The sequence below is a fragment of the Mycobacterium gastri genome, assembly GCF_002102175.1.
In the GTDB taxonomy this organism is placed as follows: domain Bacteria; phylum Actinomycetota; class Actinomycetes; order Mycobacteriales; family Mycobacteriaceae; genus Mycobacterium; species Mycobacterium gastri.
The window spans coordinates 1-1,135 of record NZ_LQOX01000054.1 but is presented as its reverse complement, the minus strand read 5'-3'; the positions used below and the strand labels follow the sequence as shown (position 1 = coordinate 1,135).

The following is a 1,135-nucleotide window of genomic DNA, read 5'->3' as shown; positions in this document are numbered from 1 at the left end:
TACTAAGTCGCGCATAAGTAAGGCGACACACGGTGTACGGTGCACTGTCTTTCCGGGGCGGTCGTGTTGACTTATTACTATGCGGGACAACGATGGTCGTAAGCTCGACCATGCCACACTCGAGGCGTTGCGGGTGCGGGCGGTAGACCGGATCAAGGCCGGTACGTCCGTCGCCGATGTTGCCAAAACGCTTGGTCTGCACCGTGGTTCGGTGTACCGATGGTGGTGGCAGTACCTGCAGGGCGGGACTGAAGCGTTACAGGCCAAGCCGGTGCCAGGCCGACCGCCGACGTTGACAGACGCACAGTTGGCACGACTGGGTGAGATCGTGGCGTGCTCGGACCCGCGCCAGCTGCAGTTCGACTTCGGGCTGTGGACCCGGGAGATGATCGCCACGGTCGTTGTGCGTGAGTTCGGGGTACAGCTGCATCCGAGCACGATCGGCCGGATCCTGCGCAAGCTCGGGTTCAGCCCGCAGCGCCCGCTGCACCGGGCCTATGAGCAGAACCCCGAGGCGGTGCATCAATGGAAGACCGAGGTATTCCCCAAGATCCGCGAGCAGGCCAAGAAAGACAAGGCGACGATCTATTTCGCCGACGAAGCCGGGGTGCGCTCGGATTACCATTCCGGCACCACCTGGGCCCCGCGCGGGCACACCCCGACCGTGCGCAGTACCGGCGCCCGGTATCGGCTCAATATGCTCTCCGCGGTCACCGCGACCGGCGCGCTGCGGTTCATGATCCGCGAAGGCGGCGTCAACGCGACGGTGTTCGTCGAGTTTTGTAAGCGCTTGCTCGCCGATGCTGACGGTCCGGTCTATCTTGTCGTCGACGGCCACCCCGCTCACCGCGCCAAGATCACCCAGCAGTTCGTAACGTCCACCGGCGGGCGGCTCAAACTGTTCTTCCTGCCCGGTTACTCACCAGAGCTCAATCCTGACGAGTGGGTATGGAAAAACGTCAAACACGACCGCATCGGCAAGACCTCGATCATCGATGGCGACCACTTCAAGGCCATCGTGGCCACTGCCCTGCGCCGACTTCAAAGGCGAGTCAATACGATCCGCGGATTCTTCGCCGACCCTCACCTCGCTTACATCACCGCCTAAGTCGCCTTACTAACGCTCGGCTTAGTA

The 1,135-nt window shown here is 62.4% G+C and carries 1 protein-coding gene; it reads left to right on the top strand.

Going from position 1 to position 1,135, the window contains the following annotated elements; translation table 11 throughout:
• The first annotated feature begins 79 nt into the window (after window positions 1-79).
• Window positions 80-1,108, top strand: a complete 1,029-nt coding sequence (locus tag AWC07_RS03795) for an IS630 family transposase (RefSeq protein WP_085104959.1) — start codon at window positions 80-82, stop codon at window positions 1,106-1,108.
• The last annotated feature ends 27 nt before the right edge of the window (window positions 1,109-1,135 follow it).